The sequence below is a fragment of the Mesorhizobium sp. M0052 genome (genome assembly GCF_040323255.1).
Classification (GTDB): domain Bacteria; phylum Pseudomonadota; class Alphaproteobacteria; order Rhizobiales; family Rhizobiaceae; genus Mesorhizobium.
In genome coordinates this window covers 245,705-263,516 of the sequence record NZ_JAMYUS010000006.1, presented here as the reverse complement: position 1 = coordinate 263,516, position 17,812 = coordinate 245,705, and the positions used below count along the sequence as shown (strand labels likewise).

The 17,812-nt window shown below is 64.2% G+C and carries 14 protein-coding genes and 1 pseudogene; 12 read left to right on the top strand and 3 right to left on the bottom strand.

Going from position 1 to position 17,812, the window contains the following annotated elements; translation table 11 throughout:
• The first annotated feature begins 46 nt into the window (after positions 1-46).
• The 7 genes from NKJ77_RS10515 (at position 47) to NKJ77_RS10485 (ending at position 6,871) form a co-directional block, all read left to right on the top strand.
• Complete coding sequence (locus tag NKJ77_RS10515; RefSeq protein ID WP_352535133.1) at positions 47-712, top strand: response regulator transcription factor; 666 nt, start codon at positions 47-49, stop codon at positions 710-712.
• The gene (locus tag NKJ77_RS10510; RefSeq protein WP_352535131.1) at positions 696-2,114 is read left to right on the top strand and encodes an ATP-binding protein; all 1,419 of its coding nucleotides are present in this window, start codon (positions 696-698) and stop codon (positions 2,112-2,114) included. Before NKJ77_RS10515 ends, NKJ77_RS10510 begins: the two co-directional genes overlap by 17 nt.
• A 174-nt stretch (positions 2,115-2,288) precedes the next feature.
• The gene (locus NKJ77_RS10505; RefSeq protein ID WP_023687241.1) at positions 2,289-2,732 is read left to right on the top strand and encodes an RT0821/Lpp0805 family surface protein; all 444 of its coding nucleotides are present in this window, start codon (positions 2,289-2,291) and stop codon (positions 2,730-2,732) included.
• An 85-nt stretch (positions 2,733-2,817) separates the two neighbouring features.
• On the top strand, positions 2,818-3,972 hold the full coding sequence (gene ccmI, locus NKJ77_RS10500; protein WP_352535129.1) for a c-type cytochrome biogenesis protein CcmI: 1,155 nt from the start codon (positions 2,818-2,820) through the stop codon (positions 3,970-3,972).
• Between the two features lie 3 nt (positions 3,973-3,975).
• The gene (gene ccmE / locus NKJ77_RS10495) at positions 3,976-4,419 is read left to right on the top strand and encodes a cytochrome c maturation protein CcmE (protein WP_023670179.1); all 444 of its coding nucleotides are present in this window, start codon (positions 3,976-3,978) and stop codon (positions 4,417-4,419) included.
• Positions 4,419-6,410, top strand: a complete 1,992-nt coding sequence (locus NKJ77_RS10490) for a heme lyase CcmF/NrfE family subunit (protein WP_023752742.1) — start codon at positions 4,419-4,421, stop codon at positions 6,408-6,410. The genes ccmE and NKJ77_RS10490 overlap by 1 nt, the downstream gene beginning before the upstream one ends.
• Positions 6,407-6,871, top strand: a complete 465-nt coding sequence (locus NKJ77_RS10485) for a cytochrome c-type biogenesis protein (protein WP_023832445.1) — start codon at positions 6,407-6,409, stop codon at positions 6,869-6,871. Before NKJ77_RS10490 ends, NKJ77_RS10485 begins: the two co-directional genes overlap by 4 nt.
• Here the strand turns inward: NKJ77_RS10485 and NKJ77_RS10480 are convergent.
• A pseudogene (locus NKJ77_RS10480) lies at positions 6,868-7,169 on the bottom strand (type II toxin-antitoxin system RelE/ParE family toxin). The gene NKJ77_RS10485 and the pseudogene NKJ77_RS10480 sit on opposite strands and share 4 nt — an antisense overlap.
• Positions 7,166-7,435, bottom strand: coding sequence for a CopG family ribbon-helix-helix protein (locus NKJ77_RS10475; protein WP_023684527.1), 270 nt, complete (start codon positions 7,433-7,435; stop codon positions 7,166-7,168). Before NKJ77_RS10475 ends, NKJ77_RS10480 begins: the two are co-directional and overlap by 4 nt.
• A gap of 191 nt (positions 7,436-7,626) precedes the next feature.
• Here NKJ77_RS10475 and NKJ77_RS10470 point away from each other — a divergent pair, with 191 nt between their 5' ends.
• The 5 genes from NKJ77_RS10470 (at position 7,627) to NKJ77_RS10450 (ending at position 15,196) form a co-directional block, all read left to right on the top strand.
• On the top strand, positions 7,627-9,180 hold the full coding sequence (locus NKJ77_RS10470) for a Do family serine endopeptidase (RefSeq protein WP_023752740.1): 1,554 nt from the start codon (positions 7,627-7,629) through the stop codon (positions 9,178-9,180).
• 254 nt (positions 9,181-9,434) lie between these two features.
• Positions 9,435-10,109 (top strand): response regulator transcription factor, encoded by a 675-nt coding sequence (locus NKJ77_RS10465; RefSeq protein ID WP_023670185.1) that lies wholly within the window; start codon positions 9,435-9,437, stop codon positions 10,107-10,109.
• A gap of 107 nt (positions 10,110-10,216) precedes the next feature.
• Positions 10,217-11,692, top strand: coding sequence for a sensor histidine kinase (locus tag NKJ77_RS10460; protein ID WP_023832446.1), 1,476 nt, complete (start codon positions 10,217-10,219; stop codon positions 11,690-11,692).
• On the top strand, positions 11,692-14,658 hold the full coding sequence (locus NKJ77_RS10455) for a bifunctional [glutamine synthetase] adenylyltransferase/[glutamine synthetase]-adenylyl-L-tyrosine phosphorylase (protein WP_031195752.1): 2,967 nt from the start codon (positions 11,692-11,694) through the stop codon (positions 14,656-14,658). Before NKJ77_RS10460 ends, NKJ77_RS10455 begins: the two co-directional genes overlap by 1 nt.
• 64 nt (positions 14,659-14,722) lie before the next feature.
• Positions 14,723-15,196: an EF-hand domain-containing protein gene (locus NKJ77_RS10450; protein WP_023702181.1), complete on the top strand. Its 474-nt coding sequence runs from the start codon at positions 14,723-14,725 to the stop codon at positions 15,194-15,196.
• A 104-nt stretch (positions 15,197-15,300) separates the two neighbouring features.
• Here NKJ77_RS10450 and NKJ77_RS10445 read toward each other — a convergent pair whose 3' ends face one another.
• The gene (locus NKJ77_RS10445) at positions 15,301-17,622 is read right to left on the bottom strand and encodes a PAS domain-containing sensor histidine kinase (protein ID WP_023702180.1); all 2,322 of its coding nucleotides are present in this window, start codon (positions 17,620-17,622) and stop codon (positions 15,301-15,303) included.
• Positions 17,623-17,812 lie beyond the last annotated feature (190 nt).

Genomic DNA, 17,812 nt, shown 5'->3' with positions numbered 1-17,812 from the left:
CACCGGAATCGGCCTATAGCTGACCCATCAACAGGCCTGACCGATCATGCGCGTACTCATCGTCGAAGATGACAAGGATCTCAACCGGCAACTGGCCGACGCGCTGGTCGATGCCGGCTATGTCGTCGACCGCTCCTATGACGGCGAGGAGGGGCATTTCCTCGGCGACACCGAGCCCTACGATGCCGTCGTGCTCGACATAGGCCTGCCGCAGATGGACGGCATCAGCGTCGTCGAGCGCTGGCGCCGCAACGGCCGCAAGATGCCGGTGCTGATCCTGACAGCGCGCGACCGCTGGAGCGACAAGGTGTCGGGCATCGATGCCGGCGCCGACGACTATGTCACCAAGCCGTTCCACATCGAGGAGGTGCTGGCCAGGGTGAGGGCGCTGATCCGCCGCGCCGCCGGCCATGCCTCGTCCGAGCTCACTTGCGGGCCGCTGCGCCTCGACACCAAGGCCTCCAAGGCCGATGTCAACGGCGTGCCGCTGAAGCTGACCTCGCATGAGTTCCGCCTGCTGGCGTATCTGATGCACCATATGGGCGAGGTGGTGTCGCGCACCGAGCTGGTCGAGCATCTCTACGACCAGGATTTCGACCGCGATTCCAACACCATCGAGGTCTTTGTCGGCCGGCTGCGCAAGAAGATGGGCATCGACATGATCGAAACCGTGCGCGGCATGGGCTATCGCATGCGTGAGCCGGAGGCGTAAGGCGGAACCGCTCCCCATACCAGCAAGGAAGCCTTTTTCGGCGCGGCTCTGGCCGCGCTCCCTGGCCTTCCGCGTCATCGGCTTTTCCACGATCTGGGCGATCCTCACCCTCATCGTTATCTTCACCCTGATTACCACGCTCTACCGCCAGGCCAGCGAACGCGGCTTCGACAGCCTGCTGTCGGCGCATCTGTTCAATTTGATCGGCTCCGTCGGCGTTTCCGAAACCGGCCAGCTCACCGGCGCTCCCGACCTTGGCGACCTGCGCTTCTCGGAGCCGAATTCGGGCTGGTACTGGTCGGTGGAGCCGGCTTCCGAAGGCGTGCACGGCAACCTTCATTCGTCCTCGATGACCACGACGATCCCGTCGCCGACCGTTGCCGAGGTGCCTTTCAATTCCAGTTTCCAGCGCAGCTATTCCACCGACGGCATCGGTGACGAGGAACTGCAAGTGTTCGAAAGCGAATTCGTCCTCGATGCCAAGAACCGCGCCGCGCGCTTCCGCGTGATGGGCAACAAGACCGAGCTCGAGCACGAGATCGCCACCTTCCAGGGCCGCCTGTTGACCTATCTCAGCCTGTTCGGCGTCGGCATGATCGCCATCAATGCGATCGCCATCCTGCTCGGCCTGCAGCCCTTGCGCCGGGTTCGCAACGCGCTTGCCCAGGTGCGCGAAGGCACGGCGCAACGGCTCGACGGCCAGTTTCCCGCCGAGATCGAGCCGCTCGCCAACGAGACCAATGCGCTGATTGAAAACAACAAGCGCATCGTCGAGCGTTCACGCACGCAGGTCGGCAACCTCGCCCATTCGCTGAAGACGCCGCTCGCAGTTTTGATCAACGAGGGCCGGGCGCTCGGCGGCGCCAAGGGCCAGCTCATCGCCGACCAGGCCGCCTCGATGCAGAAGCAGGTCGACCATTATCTGCAGCGGGCTCGGGTCGCCGCGCAGCGCGACAGCGTCGTCTACCGCACGCCGGTGACCCCGCTGGTGCAGCGCATGGTGCGCGTGCTGCAAAAACTCAAGCCTGATGTCAGCCTGTCGCTTACGCTGCCGGCGGCCGACATCGTCTTTGCTGGCGAGCGCGAGGATTTGGAGGAACTGCTCGGCAACCTCCTCGACAATGCGATGAAATGGGCAAGGAGCACTGTTGCCGTATCCGTCACGCCGGCCGCAGCCGGCCTGTTCGAGCTATCGATCGAGGATGACGGTCCGGGCATCCCCGAGGACAAGGCCCGCGATGTCTTGAAACGCGGCCGGCGCCTCGACGAGACAAAGCCGGGAACCGGGCTCGGACTTGCCATCGTTGCCGACCTCGTCAACGAGTATGGCGGGGCGCTGGCGCTGGAACGCTCCACGATGGGCGGGCTGAAGGCGGTTGTGCGCTTGCGGAGCTTGCAATGATGTACTGCCCAGGGCCAATCGACACGGCCGAATGCCTGTGTTATGGCGGCCCCTCGATTGCACAAAAGCCGTTAAAAACGGCCAAATTTCCGACAAATGTCAATAGTATGACGTCCTGACGCCCCCGATGACGCGACCCCCAGCGCATCCCGTTCAAGAAAACCGGTTGTTGGCATGAAGATTCGCGTTGCGCTCGTTTCCGCACTGCTCGCTCTTTCCGGCTGCGGAACGCTGGGCAAGGGCAGTGGCCCGGATATTTCCATCACCAATCCGCCCGCGTCGCCTCCTTCAGGGGCCAAAGTCGCGACGACGATCATCTCGGCCATGGCCGGCGGGCTCGTCGGCGGATCGATCGGCAGCGGCCTGAACAGCACCGAGAAGCGCAAGGCGCTCGAGGCGGAATACAAGGCGCTCGAATATACGGCGAGCGGCCAGAAGGTGACGTGGAAGAGCGACAGTTCGGCTCATTCCGGCGAAGTCGTCGCGGCCCAGCCCTACCGCGTCGGCTCGCAGGATTGCCGCCAGTACACCCATACGGTGTTTACCGGCACGGCCGGCCAGACCGCGCGGGGCACCGCATGCCGCAACGCCGACGGCAGCTGGACGCCGCTGACCTGAACATTGGGCCGGGGTCGGAATCCCGTCAAAGCGTCGCAGCACCCTCATGTTGTGAGAGCAGGGCTCTCGCTCTATTGGAAGAACCATGCTGTTCTGGGTCATAGCCGCACTCCTCACGCTGGGCGCAAGCCTGGCGGTGCTGCTGCCGCTGACCAGCGGCGGCAAGGGCGCTCCGACCAGCAGCGACCATGATCTCGAAGTCTATCGCGACCAATTGGCCGAGCTTGAGCGTGACGCCGCGCGCGGCCTGATTCAGCCGGCCGAAGCCGAGGAGGCGCGCACTGAGATCGCCCGCCGCATCCTTCGCCTGGGAGATGTTGGTCAAGCCAATGTCGGTCAAGCCGATGCACCTGGCGCGCGGCAGCCGTCGAGGGCGGCCAGGTTGATGGCAACATCAGCGGTGCTGGTGGTCCCGCTGCTCAGCTGGGGCCTGTACAGCCAGCTCGGCTCGCCGGATCTGCCGTCGCAGCCGCTTGCCGAACGGCTGGCCAAGAATCCGGCCGATAGTTCGGTCGACGAGTTGGTGGCGCGCGCCGAGGCCCATCTTGCCGCCAACCCTGGCGATGGACGCGGCTGGGACGTGCTCGCCCCGATCTATCTGCGCCTGCAGCGCTTTCCCGATGCCGTGACCGCCTATCGCAATGCCATCCGCCTCGATGGCGACACGGCTGCCCGCGAGGCCGGTCTCGGCGAAGCGATCGCCAATGCGGCCGGCGGCATCGTTTCGGCCGATGCGCAATACGCTTTCGAACAGGCGCTAAAACTCGACCCGGGAAACGCGAAAGCCTCGTTCTATTTGGCGATGGCGCTGGCCCAGGAAGGCCGCATACCCGAGGCAACCACGGCTTGGCAGAAAATGCTCGATTCCCTGCCGCAGGATTCGCCATGGCGCGGAGCTGTCCAACAGGCACTGGCCGAGGCCGCCAACCGCAGCGTCGCGTCAGGAGAGCCCGCCAAAGGCCCCGACGCCGCAGCCGTCGATGCCGCCTCGTCGATGGCGCCGCAGGACAGGCAGGCCATGATCGAAACCATGGTCGGCGGCCTCGACGAAAAATTGCGGCAAAATCCGCGCGACACGGAAGGATGGATGCGGCTCATTCGTTCCTATGTTGTGCTGGGCAAGGCCGACCAGGCGCGCGACGCGCTGCATCGCGGTATTGCCGTGTTTGGCGCCGACAGTGAGGAAGCGAAGAAATTCACCGCCTTTGCCGCCTCGCTCGGCCTGACGGCGACGGAGTAGGACATGACGCGCAAGCAGAAGCGATTGTCGGTGATTGTGGGAGGTCTTGCCTTCCTCGGCGCCGCCACCGGGCTGACCTTCTATGCGTTGGGCCAGAAGGCCTCCTATTTCTATATGCCCGCCGATCTGACCACCGCCAGCTTGCAGCCGGGACAGCGCATCAGGCTCGGCGGCCTCGTCGAAAAGGGCACGGTCGTGCGCGGGCAGGGCGCGACGGTTGCGTTCTCGGTCACCGACACGCACAAATCGGTCAAGGTCAGCTATACCGGCATCCTGCCCGATCTGTTCCGCGAGGAGCAGGGCGTCATCACCGAAGGCAGCTTTGGCGCCGACGGCGTTTTCGTCGCCGACAGCGTGCTGGCCAAGCATGACGAGCGCTACATGCCCAAGGAAGTCGCTGACGGGCTGAAGGCCAAGGGCGTGTGGCAAGAGAGCAAGAGCCAGTAATGGTTGAGACCGGACACTTCGCGCTCGTCCTCGCCTTTGTGCTGTCGCTGGTGCAGACGCTGGTGCCGCTGATCGGCGCCCGTACCGGCAACCAGAGGCTGATGGCTGTCGGCGGTCCCGTCACGGTCACAGGCTTCGCGCTCACGGCGCTGTCGTTCGCAGCACTCGCCGGCGCCTATGCAAGTTCCGATTTCTCGGTGGCGAGCGTGTGGGAAAACTCGCATTCGCTGCAGCCGCTGATCTACAAGATCACCGGAACCTGGGGCAATCACGAAGGCTCGATGCTGCTCTGGGTGCTGATCCTGACCTTCTTCGGTGCGCTGGTCGCTGTCTTCGGCTCCAACCTTCCGGCGACGCTGCGCGCCAATGTGCTGGCCGTGCAGGGGGCTATCGGCGCCACCTTCTTCCTGTTCATCCTGACGACATCCAATCCGTTCACCCGGCTCAATCCGGCACCGATCGAGGGCCGCGATCTCAACCCGGTCCTGCAGGATCTCGGCCTCGCCATCCATCCGCCGCTGCTCTATCTCGGCTATGTCGGGTTTTCTATCTGCTTTTCCTTCTCGGTCGCCGCCCTCATCGAAGGCCGCATCGATGCCTCCTGGGCGCGCTGGGTGCGGCCGTGGACGCTGGTCGCCTGGATGTTCCTCACCGGCGGCATCGCGATGGGCTCCTACTGGGCCTATTACGAGCTCGGCTGGGGCGGCTTCTGGTTCTGGGATCCGGTCGAAAACGCCTCCTTTATGCCGTGGCTGGCCGGCACGGCTCTTCTGCATTCGGCGATCGTCATGGAGAAGCGTTCGGCGCTCAAGATCTGGACGCTGCTGCTTGCCATCCTCACCTTCTCGCTGTCGCTGCTCGGCACCTTCCTGGTGCGCTCCGGCGTGCTGACCTCGGTGCATGCTTTCGCCACCGATCCGACCCGCGGCATCTTCATCCTGTGCATTTTGACGCTGTTCATCGGCGGCTCGCTGGCCCTGTTTGCGCTGCGCGCCTCGCGGCTGACGGCCGGCGGCCTGTTCCACCCGATCTCGCGCGAAGGCGCACTCGTCCTCAACAATCTGTTCCTGACCACAGCCACGGCCACCGTGCTGGTCGGCACACTTTATCCGCTCGCGGTCGAGGCGCTTTCGGCCGGCAAGATCTCGGTCGGCGCCCCCTTCTTCAACCTGACATTCGGCCCACTGATGGTGCCGCTGCTGGTCGTGGTTCCTTTCGGACCATTGCTCGCCTGGAAGCGCGGTGACCTCTATGCCGTCGCCCAGCGCCTGATGGCGGCTTTCGGCGCCGCTCTCCTGGCGATGCTGGTCACCGGGCTGTTCATCGACGGCGCGTCGGTGTTCGCCGCCCTTGGTGTCGGCCTCGCCTGCTGGCTGGTCTGCGGCGCGCTCACCGACCTCGCCGTCAAGTCCGGCTTTGGCAATGTGTCGCCCGCCATCATGCTGCGCCGTTTCGCCGGCCTGCCGCGTTCGGTGTTCGGCACTGCACTTGCCCATCTCGGCCTCGGGCTGACGACGCTCGGCATTGTCGGCACGCTGTGCTTCGGCACCGAAAGGATACTGTCGATGCATGCCGGCGAGAGCGTCGAACTCTCCGGCCACACGCTGCGTTTCGACGGCCTCTTCCCGGCGCAGGGTCCGAACTACAGCGAGCAGCGCGGCCGCTTTTCCCTGATCGGCGCCGATGGCGGCGTTTCAGCCGAAATCACCTCGGCAAAGCGCTTCTTTCCGGTGCGGCAGACGACGACGACCGAATCCGGCATCGAGACGATCGGCTTCAGCCAGCTCTATCTGTCGCTGGGCGATGAAGGCACCGATGGATCCGTCGTGGTGCGCCTGTGGTGGAAGCCGCTGGTGACGCTGATCTGGGGCGGAGCTCTGGTGATGATGGCGGGAGCCGCAATGTCGCTGCTCGACCGTCGCCTGCGGGTTGGCGCACCCTCGCGCCGCCGCAAGCAGGCAGCCTCCATGCCGTCGGCAGGCGCGCCGTGAGCACCAGGTTCTCGTTGGCCTCGCTCACCCTGCTTCTGGCGCTGCTGTTTGCCGGCGCGGCGCAAGCGGTGAAACCGGACGAGGTTCTCACCGATCCGGCGCTCGAGGCGAGGGCGCGGCTACTGTCGGAAGGCCTGCGCTGCATGGTCTGCCAGAACCAGTCCATCGACGAATCCGATGCAGACCTCGCCCGCGACCTGCGCATCCTGGTGCGCCAGCGCCTGGTTGCCGGCGATACCGACCAGCAGGTGATGGACTATATCGTGTCGCGCTACGGCGAGTTCGTGCTGTTGAAGCCGCGCTTCAGCCCGCGCAACGCCTTGCTTTGGGGCACGCCGGTGCTTCTGCTTCTAGTCGGCGGCATTTTCATTGTGCTGACCACACGCTCCTGCCGCTCGTTGGCAACCAAGGCGCTGAGCGCCGAGGAACAGGCGGCGCTGGACAAGATGCTGAGCGACTAGCTCGGCCATTCCTCCAAAGGCCAGTCCCGCGACGTGTGGATGGCGCGCAGGATAACAATGCTCTGACGGCCGGCGATCAGGCGCAATTCATAGGCAATGATGTAGGGCAGGCGGCCGATGGGCTTCTCATAAGTGCCTGTTACCCGGCCAGGTCGGCCCGTCGCCATATCACCAAGGCCCCGGCCCGGATACGGTCCGCGAGGCGTCGGGCGGCGGCAGGATTGTCCTGAGCGATAAAGGCAACTTGCTGCGTGAGATCGTCCAGCGCTTCTCGCGACCAGGTGACGAACAGCTTCACGCCTTGCCTGCGCGCCTGGCTTTCGCTGCTTCGATCACCGCGTCGAGCTCCGCCATGGCGTCGTCGTGGGGCACGACACGGCCAGCCTCTGCGTCGGCCATGCCACGTTTTATGCCTTCGATGATATCCAGCTCGCGATCGACATAGGCTGAGACCGCCTCGGCGGCGAGGAACGATTTACTACGCCTGGTATCGGTAGCGATCTGCTCCAGCTTCAGCTTGGTCTCGGACGAGACTCGAATGGTCATGGTGGTGCTTGCTGTCATTGTGAAAGCCTTGTGCTGAGTTGTGTACGCCATAGGGCAGCAGGCGAGCGCAACCAAGCGATTTGTGCGACCGCCCAACATTACAAAACTTTCATGCACCGGAAATGGCGCCGTAATGTGCGCCTCTCTATTTCTCTTGTCCGAGGATGCTCTGCCTGAGCCGCATCCAGTGAAAAGAGGATACGAGACCCATGACTATCGCCCCCAACCCATATTCCCGCACCCGCAAGCGCCTGTTGGCCGCCGCCGCTTCGCTGGCCATTGCCGGCGGCATCGGTTTCGGCGCCGTTGCCACTGGTACAGCTCCCGTTCTGGCCGACGCCGTGCGGGTCGAAGCGCCCCAGGTGCCGGGCTTTGCCGATGTCGTCGAGCGCGTTTCGCCGGCCGTGGTCAGCGTCAAGGTCAAGGCCAAGATCGAGCCTGCCGCCGATGACGGCTCCGACCAGTCCGACGATCCGGACGGCATGAACAACCTGCCCGACAATCCGCAGCTGCGCCAGTTCTTCAAGCAATTCCGCGGCTTTGGTGATCAGAACGGCCATGACGGCGGCAATCGTCGCTTCAGCCACCGCGACCATAACAACGACCAGCCGCGTCCGGTGGCGCAGGGTTCTGGCTTCTTCATCTCCGATGACGGCTATCTCGTCACCAACAACCATGTCGTCGAGGAAGGCTCCGCCTTCACAGTGGTGATGAATGACGGCAAGGAGCTTGACGCCAAGCTGATCGGCACCGATCCGCGCACCGATCTGGCGGTGCTCAAGGTCGATGGCGTCGGCAAGTTCACCTATGTCGATTTCGCCGACGATTCCAAGGTTCGCGTCGGCGACTGGGTGGTGGCCGTCGGCAATCCGTTCGGCCTCGGCGGCACCGTCACCGCCGGCATCGTCTCGGCCCGTGGCCGTGATATCGGCGCCGGTCCCTATGATGACTTCATCCAGATCGACGCTTCGGTCAACCGCGGCAATTCGGGCGGACCGACCTTCAACCTTAACGGCCAGGTCGTCGGCATCAACACCGCGATCTTCTCGCCGTCGGGCGGAAGCGTCGGCATCGCCTTCGACATTCCGGCCTCGACCGCCAAGCAGGTGGTGCAGGATCTGATGAAGAGCGGCTCGGTGCAGCGTGGCTGGCTCGGCGTCGAAATCCAGCCGGTTACATCGGACATCGCCGAATCGCTGGGCCTGAAGTCGCAGAACGGGGCTCTGGTTTCGGGCGCCCAGGACGGTGGCCCCGGCAAGAAGGCCGGCATCACCGCCGGTGACGTGATCACCCAGGTCGAAGGCAAGGACGTCGCATCGCCGAAGGAACTGGCTCGTCTGATCGGCGCCTACCCACCCGGCAAGTCGGTCGACGTCACGGTGTGGCGCGACGGCAAGAGCCAGACCATCAAGGTCGATCTCGGCACGCTGCCGTCCACCGACAAGCAGGCCTCGGCCGACCCGCAGCAGCCCGCGGCACCGGCAAAGCCCGCCGCGCTGGCCGATCTCGGCCTCACCGTCACCAAGTCGGAAAACGGCAAGGGCCTGGTGGTGACCGATGTCGATCCAGACAGCGATGCCGCCGACCGCGGCATCCAGCCCGGCGATGTCATCACCTCGGTCAATTCGACGGAGGTGAACGGCACCGAAGACGTCGCCAAGGCGATGGCCGATGCGGTCAAGTCCGGCCGCAAGGCGGTGCTGATGCAGATCACCCGCGACGATTCAAACCGCTTCGTCGCGCTGCCAGTCGCCAAAGGCTGACATCACACAGTTTCCAGTGCGGCGGTTTCAACACCCCCGAGCCGCCGCACGGGAAGCAAGGGGCCGAACGCGTTAGTCAGTCATTGTGTTCTGCCCCGGGCGGCAGCGGGCCCCCATCGCCCGCTGCCGCTCTAACATCGAAGCATGTCGCCCAAAAGTGCACGGCGGTTTTGGCAAAACGACATGCTTGAACGAAAGCTTTTGCGCTCATGGCGGCCCCTCAATCTTCCGGCGAAATCGCGTATAACGGCTCTATGAAGATTCTCGTCATAGAAGACGATCGCGAGGCGGCCGACTATATGCAGAAGGCCTTTGCCGAGGCTGGGCACACCGCCCATGTCGCCGGCGACGGCGAAACCGGCTTTGCGCTGGCCGATGCCGGCGACTATGACGTGATGGTCGTCGACCGCATGATGCCACGCCGCGACGGGCTCTCCGTCATTGCCGGCCTGCGCTCGCGCGGCAACACCACGCCGGTGCTGATCCTGTCGGCGCTGGGCGAAGTCGATGACCGCGTCACCGGTCTGCGCGCCGGCGGGGACGACTATCTGACCAAGCCCTATGCCTTTTCCGAATTGCTCGCCCGCGTCGAGGTGCTGAACCGCCGCGCCAGCGCCAGGGAAGCCGAAACCGTCTACCGGGTCGGCGATCTCGAGCTTGACCGGCTGTCCCATTCGGTCAAGCGCGCGGCGCGCGAGATCACGCTGCAGCCGCGCGAATTCCGCCTGCTCGAATATCTGATGCGCCATGCCGGCCAGGTGGTGACGCGCACCATGCTGCTCGAAAATGTCTGGGACTATCATTTCGATCCGCAGACCAACGTGATCGACGTTCACGTCTCGCGCCTGCGTGGCAAGATCGAGAAGGGTTTCGACAAGCCGATCCTGCATACGGTTCGCGGCGCCGGCTATATGCTGAAGAGCGGCTAGAGCATGATCCCAAAAAGTAGGTACCGGTTTTTGGAGAAGATCATGCTCCAACAAAGGGGTAGGTCATGATGAGATTTCAGCCAAATCTCATCATGAGCTAGAACTCGATGGCCCTTTCCCTGCCGGCCATCATGAGGACGACGGCGGCGCGGCTTTCAGCGCTTTATTTCCTGCTTTTCGCGCTATGTGCCGTGTTGCTGGTCTTCTACATGACGTCGTTGTCGGCCCGCATGCTGACCGGCCAGACCCAGCAGACCATCAATGACGAGGTGCTCGGCCTCGCCCGTGCCTATCAGAGCGGCGGCCTGCCGCGGCTGGTGCGCGTCGTCGAGCAGCGCTCGCGCCAGCCCGGCGCCAACCTCTATCTCATTGCCGACGTCAACGGCCAGATCCTCACCGGCAACGTGCAGAGCCTGGCACCGGGGGTGCTCGAGAGCGATGGCTGGACGACCGAACCCTTCTCCTATCGCCGTTTCGGCGAAGGTGAGCTCGAACGGCAGCGCAACCAGGCTGCCGACCCGAACGGCGCGCAGCCCGGCGAGACCGAAATTCAGTCCGAGGGCGAGAAGGGCCACAACGCCATCGCACTGGTGCTGCGGCTGCCCAACCAGATGATCATGCTGGTAGGCCGCGATCTCGGCGAGCCCGAGCGCTTCCGCGCCGTCGTCCGCCGCGCCCTGATGCTGGCGCTGGGCATGATGGGCCTGGGCGGGCTGCTGATCTGGTTCTTTGTCGGCCGCGCCGCGCTGAAGCGCATCGACAGCGTCTCGGAGGCAAGCCGCCGCATCATGGGCGGCGATCTCACGGGACGGCTGCCGGTGACCGGCGCCGGCGATGAGTTCGACCGCCTGTCGGAAAACCTCAACACCATGCTGGCCAGGATCGCGACGCTGAACGAAGGGCTGAAGCAGGTCTCCGATAACATCGCCCATGATTTGAAGACGCCGCTGACCAGACTGCGCAACCGCGCCGAGGCGACACTTTCGGGCAAGCACAAGACCACCGACTACCGGCAGGCGCTGGAAGGCACCATCGCCGAATCCGACCAGCTGATAAAAACCTTCAACGCCATCCTGATGATCTCCAGGCTGGAGGCCGGCTATTCCTCGGAGAGCACCAGCAAGGTCGATCTCGCCGCCGCGGTGCATGACGTTGTCGAGCTTTATGAGCCGGTGGCGGAGGAGGCTGGCGTGGTGCTCGAAACTGCCGCGGACGGGAATTTTTCCGTCAATGGCAACCGCGAGCTGATCGGCCAGGCGCTGTCGAACATCGTCGACAACGCCATCAAATACTCGACCGATGCGACGGAAAAGCCTGCCGTGCGCGTAGCCCTGCAGCGCGTCGGTCACGAAATCCGCCTCTCCGTTTCCGACAATGGCCATGGCATCCCCGACGATGCCGACCGCGCCAGGGCGACCGAGCGCTTCGTGCGGCTGGAAAAGAGCCGCTCGCAGCCGGGATCCGGTCTTGGCCTCAGCCTCGCCAAGGCGATCATGACTTTTCACAATGGCCGGCTTGAACTTCTGCCTGCCAATCCCGGATTGTCCGTTATCATGAGCTTCCCGGGGCGGGAGGACCATTGATGGCGGTGCGGATGGCGCAGAAACGGATCGAGACCGAATGGCGCCTGCAACTGGCGGCGCAACTCGCGCCGCTGGATGAGGCCCGCGCCCTGCGTGAACTGTCGGAGATCGCTGGCGATGCCAAGGACGAGAACCTGCCGCGGCTGGCGAAATTCCTAGGAGGCAAGGGCGCGGCCCAGGAGTTTCTCGCTGCCGTCTTCGATCTCTCGCCTTTCCTCCGCGATGTCGCGCGCCGCCGGCCGCAAATCCTCGACGCGCTGTTCGATGGCAGTGTCGAGGCTCGGCTGCTCGCCATCGCCGAAGCGATCGGCAAGGCCGCCTTTTCCGAGACCGTTTCCGAATCCAGCCTGATGATGGAACTCAGGCAGTGGAAGGGTGAAGCTCACTTCCTGATCGCACTTGCAGACCTCTCCGGCGAGGCCGATACCGCGCTGACGGTAAGGCGCCTCAGCAATCTCGCCGATGCCTGCACCTGCGCGGCGGTCGACTTCCTGCTGCGCGAGGCGCACAGCCAAGGCAAGCTCAAATTGCCCGATCCCGAAAATCCGTCACGGCAATCCGGCTGGATCGTGCTCGGCATGGGCAAGCTTGGCGCGCATGAACTGAATTTCTCCTCCGACATCGACCTCGTCGTCTTCTTCGATCCGGATGCGCCGGCGATCGTCGATCCGCTCGAGGCCACAGAGCTGTTTGCGCGCCTGACCCGCAGGCTGGTCCGCATCCTGCAGGACCGCACCGGGCACGGCTATGTCTTCCGCACCGATTTGAGGCTTCGTCCCGATCCAGGCTCGACGCCGCTGGCGATCCCGGTCGAGGCAGCACTTCGCTACTATGAGGCGCGCGGCCAGAACTGGGAGCGCGCCGCCATGATCAAGGCGCGTCCCGTGGCCGGCGATCTCGATGCCGGGGATGCGTTCCTGCGGGAATTGCAGCCCTATGTCTGGCGCAAATACATGGACTATGCGGCGATCGCCGACGTTCATTCGATCAAGCGCCAGATCCATGCCCACAAGGGTCATGGCGAGATCGCGGTCAAAGGACACAACGTCAAGCTCGGCCGCGGCGGGATTCGCGAAATCGAATTCTTCGTCCAGACCCAGCAACTGATCGCCGGCGGCCGTTTTCCGGAGCTGCGCGGCCGCGAGACGGTGCCGATGCTGGGTGCGCTGGCGGCGCGCAACTGGATCACCGCCGATGCACGCGACGCGCTCACGCAGCAATATTGGTTTCTGCGCCGCGTCGAACACGCCATCCAGATGGTCGCCGACGAGCAGACGCATATTCTGCCCGACGATGATGAAGGGCTGGAACGCATCGCCCATATGCTGGGCTTTGCCGATGCCGCCAGATTTGCCGAAACCTTTCGCGCGGCTTTGCATGAGGTCGAGCGCCATTACGCCGCGCTGTTCGAGACCGCGCCTGAATTGTCGGCCGGCGTCGGCAATCTGGTCTTCACCGGCGATGTCGACGATCCCGACACGCTGCAGACCTTGCACGGCCTTGGCTTCCAGCGGCCAAGCGACATCTGCCGCGTGATTCGAGGCTGGCATTTCGGCCGCTACCGCGTCACCCAGTCTGCGGAAGCGCGCGAGCGGCTGACCGAACTGACGCCGGCGCTGCTCAAAGCCTTCGGCCAGACGCGCCGGGCCGACGAGGCGCTGGTTCGCTTCGACGAATTCCTCGCCGGCCTGCCCGCCGGCATCCAGCTGTTTTCGCTGCTGCAGTCGAATCCCGCTCTGCTGAAGCTTATGGCGACGATCATGGGCGCCGCGCCTCGGCTGGCGGCAATCATCACAAGGCGCCCGCATGTCTTCGACGGTCTGCTCGACCCGGCGCTGCTCACCGAACTGCCCAACCGCGCCTATCTCTCAGCGCGGTTGGCCGCTTTCATCGATGGCGACAGGCCCTACGAGGATGTGCTTGACCGGCTGCGCATCTTTGCCTCCGAGCAGAAATTCCTGATCGGTGTCAGGCTGCTCGCCGGCTCGATCGACCCGGCGCGCGCCGGCCGCGCCTTTTCCGATCTCGCCGACCTCACCATCGACGCCGCATTGCAGGCGGTGACCACCGAATTCGCGCTGCGCCACGGCGGTATCGCCGGCGGCACGGTTTCGCTGCTCGGCATGGGTAAGCTCGGCAGCCGCGAATTGACGGCGGGTTCGGACGTCGACCTTATCCTGCTTTACGATCACGACCCGGATGCCGACGAGTCCGACGGCGACAAGCCGCTCGCACCGTCGCACTACTACACCAGGATGACGCAGCGGCTGATCGCGGCTGTCTCGGCGCCGACCGCCGAGGGCGTTCTCTACGAACTCGATTTGCGCTTGCGGCCATCCGGCAACAAGGGGCCGGTGGCGACCCATATCGACGCCTTCAAGAAATACCAGCGCCAGGAGGCCTGGACCTGGGAGCACATGGCTTTGGCAAGGGCTCGCGCCATCGGCGGTGACGCTGCCCTTTGCGCCGAGGTCGAGGCCGAGGTGGCGGCACTTCTGGCCTTGCCGCGCGACGCCGCCAAGGTGAGGGCGGAGGCATCCGAGATGCGCGCGCTGATCGAGAAGGAAAAATCGCCGCGCGATCTCTGGGACATCAAGCTCATCTCCGGCGGCCTCATCGACCTCGAATTCATCGCGCAGGTGGCGGTTATAACCGGGCAGGTCGAAGCCGGCCGCAGGGTGACCGCGACCGGCGAAATCCTGGCGCATCTGTCGCCGGATTTCGCCGAGGCTGACGTCAGGCAGCAGCTTTGCGAAGCCTACCAACTCTATCTGGCGCTGACCCAGATGACGCGGCTTTGCCTCACCGGTGCATTCGAACGCGATGACGTTCCGCCGGGATTGTCGGATCTGCTTCTGGCGGTGACTGACCTGCCGGATTTCGGTGTGCTGGAAGCACATCTCAAGGAAACGTCGCAAAAGGTCAGAAAGGATTTCAACCTTTTGCTTCGTACGAAACGGTCGTGAGGGCGTGAAGCGTTGGCGGCTGTTTCGGATCGCATCGGGGGTGACGATGCAACAGGAGATACCCATGAGAAAGACAACCGGACTTGCCCTTGCCTTTGTCGCGCTTGCCGGCGCCGTTGGCACCACCGCCTATGCCGAGAACAATGCCAGCGCCAGAATGCGCGAGGGCGCGATGATGCGCCTCGACAAGGCGATGAAGGATTCCAACGGCACCATCAGCTTCGACCAGTTTTCCGACGCCATGAACGCGCGGCTGAAGAAGCTGGTCGCCGATAATGGCGGCAAGCTGACAGTCGCCCAGCTCGCTGACGCGCTGGAGAAGGCGCGGTTCGAGGAAATGGCCAAGCGCATAGTTGCCCGCTACGACAGCAAGGGCGACGGCACGCTGACCACGGACGACATCACCGGGCGCGAGAAGAAGGTGTTCGCCATGCTCGACCGCAACAATGACGGCAAGATCGAGCGCAACGAACTGCCAAAGAAAGGCCGCATGGGCCGCCACCACCAATGGGACGGCGGCGACGACAGCATGGAGTGAAATGGCGATATGTCTCCGGCGGCGAAAGCCGCCGGAGCCCTTACATGACCGGGGCTACTCAGTCCTTGAACGCGGCGGAGAGCACCGCTCGCATTGGCGGGCCGTCAGGCCGCCGCCTTCACCGCCAGCGCCGGCTTCTTCACCGGAATGCGCACCGACACGATCGTGCCGACGCCTTCGGTCGAGCGGATTTTCAGCGCGCCGCCCTGCAGCTCGGCCAGCGAGCGCGAGATGGCAAGGCCGAGGCCGGAGCCGGCGTGGTTCTTCGAAAACTGGTTCTGCACCTGTTCGAAGGGGCGGCCAAGCTTGCTCAGTGCCTCCTTCGGAATGCCGCAGCCATTGTCCTCGATGGTCAGCACCAGCGCGCCTGACGTGTTGCGGGCGCGCACCGAGATATGGCCGCCCTGACCGGTGAACTTCACCGCATTCGACAGCAGATTGATGGCGATCTGCTTGATCGCCCGGCGGTCGGCGAACAGCGTCATCGTATCGGCGATGCGGGTTTCGACCGTGATCGATTTCTCCGCCGCCTGCAGCGAGATCACCCGCACCGTCTCGCGGATCAGCGGGCAGAGATCGATTTCCTCGCGGTCCACCGAGAATTGGCCGGCTTCGATCTTCGACATATCGAGTATGTCGTTGATGACGCCGAGCAGATATTTGCCGCTGCCGTTGATGTCGTTGGCATATTCCTCGTAGCGCGGCGAACCGAGCGGCCCGAACAGGCCTTGTTCCATCAGTTCGGAGAACCCGATGATGGCGTTGAGCGGCGTGCGCAGCTCGTGCGACATGTTGGCTAGGAATTCGGATTTGGCCCGATTGGCGGCCTCGGCGCGCTCGGTTTCCTTCATATATTCGCGGTTGAGCTCGACCAGTTCCTTGGCGCGCTCTTCCTCGGCCCGGCGGGCGAGGCTGAGGTCGTGGATGGTCGCCATCAGCCGGCGCTCGCTGTCGACCAGCTTTTCCTGGTGCAGCTTGATCTGGGTGATGTCGGAGCCGACGGAGACCGTGCCGCCGTCCCGGGTCCTCAGTTCGTTGACCTGCAGCCAGCGGCCGTCGGAGAGCTGCCGCTCGAAGGTTGCGCCCCCTTGCGGCCCGTTGGTGTTGGCCAGCCGCCGTTCAGAGGCGAAGGCCAGCATGCGCTCTTCAAGCACGGCGCGCGCAGCGCCCGGCATGACGTCGCGGTCCGACAGGCCGTTGTCCTTCTGGTATTTGGAATTGCACATGATCAGGCGCTGGGCGGCATCCCACAGCACGAAGGATTCGTTGATGTTTTCGATCGCGGTCCGCAGGCGCAGGTCGGCCGCCTCCGAGCGCAGCGCCAGATGCCGCTGCTCGGTGACGTCGACGGCAATGCCGATCAGCTGGATCTCAGGCGCTTCCGGGTCGATCACCTGGGCCCTGGCGCGCATCCACACCCACTGGCCGTCGGCGTGACGCATCCGGAACACCTGGTCGATATGGTCGATCTCGCGCTCGACGATTTTGTTGGCCAGCTCGAACAGGTCGCCGTCCTCGGGGTGGATGATGTCGTCGACCTCGCCGAACGACAGCATCGAGTTGCAGGGCTCGTAGCCCAGCATGTCGTACATCGAGCGCGACCAGTACATCTTGCCGCGCACCATGTCCCAGTCCCACAGGCCGCAGCGACCGCGAACCAGCGCCATGTCGATGCGCTGATGGGCTTCGAGATAGATGCGGTCGGCTGTCTGGGCGCGCGATGCCTGGCCGAAATAGGCGTAGAGGATGATGATCAGCACGCCGGCTGTCAGCACAAACAGCGTGACGTTGAGCGAGACGGTCTTGCGCCAGTTGTCGAACGCCGCTTCCTGCGGCACCAGCACGGCGGCGGCGTACTTGCGGTCCCGGGTCAGGCTCACCGCCGCGTACCAGTCCTGGCCGCCGATGCTGACATCCATGACCCCGGCGCGGTCGCCGAACATGAACAGCGGCTGGCCGTCCAGCACCAGGCTGTCCAGCGATCGCCCTTGCCAGCCGGTCGACAGCGGCGACACGGCAATGATCTTGAAGGCGCTGTCGGTGATCACAAGCACATGGCTTCTGCCCATGGCGCCCTGGCGGCTCGTGCTTTCCAGAAGATCAATTGCACCGCTGGATGCCGCGGTCGGGTCGGCCGAGATTGCGTTCGCCATCTGGCCGGCGGCGAGACCTAGCACCGCCTTGCCGTCGCGCTCGGCCTCGTCGCGCTCGTTCATCAGCGACAGCACGCGCAGTGCGGCGATGACGATCAGGAAGATGATGATGAGAGCCGGTATCGAACGGCGCAGAAGGGGTTCGGCAGCCAGGAGCCGCCGGTAGGCTGGTTCAGCGATGAGCCGCGTATTGCCGGCGAGGCCGTCGCCTCGCGCCTTGCGCCGCTCAAAAGCCGTCCCTTCGGGCGCGCCCCACGCGTCCGCCTTGGCCATAAATGGCACTCCCCGAATTTCCGTACGCTTGACGATTCGGCAACACCGCACATCCGAATCGTCTGTAAAGAATCAAAGGTGATTCGCCTTGTCCAGAGGCGCGGCCGAAAAACATTAAAAATTGATTGAAATAACGCTGAAATCCCTCCCCTTGAGGGGAGGGTGGCCCGAAGGGCCGGGTGGGGTCCTC